The organism is Mesorhizobium sp. M7D.F.Ca.US.004.03.1.1, assembly GCF_003998635.1.
Taxonomy (GTDB): Bacteria; Pseudomonadota; Alphaproteobacteria; order Rhizobiales; family Rhizobiaceae; genus Mesorhizobium; species Mesorhizobium loti.
In genome coordinates this window covers 1-2689 of sequence record NZ_RZQG01000814.1, presented here as the reverse complement: position 1 = coordinate 2689, position 2689 = coordinate 1, and the positions used below count along the sequence as shown (strand labels likewise).

Below are 2689 nucleotides of genomic sequence, written 5' to 3'. Positions count from 1 at the left end.
CACCAGACGCAGCCTGGCTTCACCGGCTGGGGCTCGTTTGCCGAATATGTCGCCATAGAACACGCCGACACCAATCTCGTGCGCTTGCCCGACGAAATGGAATTCGCCACCGCCGCCAGCCTCGGCTGCCGGTTCGTCACCTCGTTTCGCGCCATTGTCGATCAGGGCCGGGTGAAGCCGGGCGAATGGGTCGCGGTGCATGGCTGCGGCGGCGTCGGCCTGTCTGCGATCATGATCGCCAGTTCCATGGGCGCCAATGTCATCGCCATCGACCTCACCGACGAGAAGCTGGATTTTGCCAAAAAGATCGGCGCCGTCGCCACCATCAATGCGTCAAAGACCCCGAATGTGGTCAAGGCGGTCAAGCAGATCACCAATGGCGGCGCGCATATGTCGATGGACGCGCTCGGCCACCCCACCACCTCGTTCAATTCGATTGCCAATCTGCGCCGGCGCGGCCGCCATGTGCAGGTCGGCCTGATGCTGGGCGAGCATGCCCGGCCGCAGGTGCCGATGGACAAGGTGATCGCCTTCGAGCTCGAGATCCTCGGCAGCCACGGCATGCAGGCCTACCGCTACGAGGCGATGATGGACATGATCCGCAACGGCAAGCTCAAGCCCGAATTGCTGGTCGGCAAGAAGATCAGCCTCGATGAGGCGCCGGCGGCCTTGGTGGCGATGGGCGGCTTCGAGGGCATCGGCATTGGGGTGGTGACGAAGTTTTAGCAGAGGGCGGCACCGTCATCAGGCGATCGCGCGTCGTGGCAATTCCTGCTTTGCGAATCGCTTGGCGCCTACGACGCAAAGCACCACGCCAAGCGTGACGACGACCATCAGCGGGCTGACCTGCTCGTGCAGCAGCGTCGCCGCCAGTGCCAGACCGAAGAAGGGCTGCAGCAGCTGCAACTGCCCGACAGCGGCGATGCCGCCTTGCGCGAGCCCGCGATACCAGAACACGAAGCCGATCAGCATGCTGAACAGCGAGACATAGGCAAGCCCGATCCACGCACTGACGCCGACGCCGTCGAACGACGGCGGCATGGTCATCAGCGTCAGCACCAGCATGATCGGCAGCGACAGCACCAGCGCCCAGCAGATCACTTGCCAGCCGCCAAGCTTGCGTGACAGGGCGGCGCCCTCGGCATAGCCCAGACCGCAGGCGATGATGGCAGCCAGCATCAGACCATCGCCCACCGGCGAGGCGGTCACGCCCTGCGTCAGCGCAAAACCCGCGACCAGCGCGCTGCCCACGCACGAAAACAACCAGAATGCCGGCCTCGGCCGGTCGCCGCCGCGCAGCACGCCGAAGATCGCGGTCGCCAGCGGCAGCAGGCCGACGAAGATGATGGAATGGGCCGTAGTGACGTGCTTCAGCGCCAGAGCGGTCAGCAAGGGAAAGCCCACCACCACGCCCAGCGCCACGATCACCAGCGACATCAGATCGCCGCGCCCCGGGCGTTTCTGCCGGAACAGGACGAGCAGCGCCAGGCCAAGCAGGCCGGCAATCGCCGCTCGGGCCGATGTCAGGAATGTCGGATCGAAATCCTTCACCGCCACGCGCGTAGCCGGCAGCGAGCCGCTGAAGATCAACACGCCGATGAATCCGTTCACCCAGCCGCCCGCGGTCTTGTCCATTTTATGCTCCGTTTGTCGGCTCTGTATGGAGCCGAACCCGTGGCTTTGCCAGAGACAATGCGGTACACTTATGCAAAACTGTCATGGTCAACAGAGCAGTACGGATGGACAAGCAGACCACAGAAAGCGAGAGCGGCGGAACGCTCGTCGAAGGCGTTATGGCGACAATCCGCCAGCGGATCGCGGCGCGCAGCCTGACGCCGGGAGCACGACTGCCCTCGATCCGCGCCTTCGCCAAATCCATGCAGGTGTCCAAATCCACCGTGGTCGAAGCCTATGAGCGGCTCGCCGCCGAAGGTGCGATCCGTTCGCGGCCGGGATCCGGCTTCTATGCCGCCGGCTCGCTGGCGCCGCTGTCGCTGGCCGAAATCGGCCCCCGCCTCGACCGCGCCGTCGATCCGCTCTGGATCTCGCGCCAGTCCCTGGAAGCAGGCGACGACATGCTGAAGCCCGGCTGCGGCTGGTTGCCGGCCTCGTGGATGCCTCAGACAGGACTGCGCCGGGCGCTGCGCACGGTGGCGCGCGCCGACGATATCGCGCTGGCCGACTACGGCACGCCGCTCGGGCTGCCGCCGCTGCGGCAATTGCTGGCGCGGCGTATGGCCGGGCACGGCATCGAAGTCTCGCCCGAGCAGATCATGTTGACGGAATCGGGCACGCAGGCCATCGACCTTCTGTGCCGGTTCCTCATCGAACCCGGCGATACGGTGCTGGTCGACGACCCCTGCTATTTCAACTTCCACGCGCTGCTGCGCGCCCACCGGGCCAAGGTCGTCAGCGTCCCTTACACGCCGTCGGGGCCGGATATCGAGCTGTTCGCGCAGGCGCTGGCCGAGCACCGGCCGCGCCTCTACATCACCAACTCCGCCATCCACAACCCGACCGGCGCGATCCTGTCGCCGGTCACGGCGCACCGGCTGCTGAAGCTCGCCGACCAATCGGAATTGACCATCGTCGAGGACGATATCTTCGCCGATTTCGAACATGCGCCGGCGCCCAGGCTGGCGGCGTTCGATGGTCTCAACCGCGTCGTCCATATCGGCAGCTTTTCCAA

At 65.5% G+C, this 2689-nt stretch carries 3 protein-coding genes; 2 read left to right on the top strand and 1 reads right to left on the bottom strand.

Annotation, left to right across the window (positions count from 1 at the left end; genetic code table 11):
* Positions 1 to 726 (top strand): zinc-binding dehydrogenase (locus EN935_RS30265; protein ID WP_127373933.1); only part of this gene is annotated, 726 nt, incomplete at its 5' end.
* An 18-nt stretch (positions 727 to 744) separates the two neighbouring features.
* Here the strand turns inward: EN935_RS30265 and EN935_RS30260 are convergent.
* The gene (locus tag EN935_RS30260) at positions 745 to 1635 is read right to left on the bottom strand and encodes a DMT family transporter (protein WP_109668739.1); all 891 of its coding nucleotides are present in this window, start codon (positions 1633 to 1635) and stop codon (positions 745 to 747) included.
* A gap of 104 nt (positions 1636 to 1739) precedes the next feature.
* Here EN935_RS30260 and EN935_RS30255 point away from each other — a divergent pair.
* The coding region (locus EN935_RS30255; RefSeq protein WP_164771459.1) for a PLP-dependent aminotransferase family protein at positions 1740 to 2689 on the top strand (950 nt) is incomplete at its 3' end.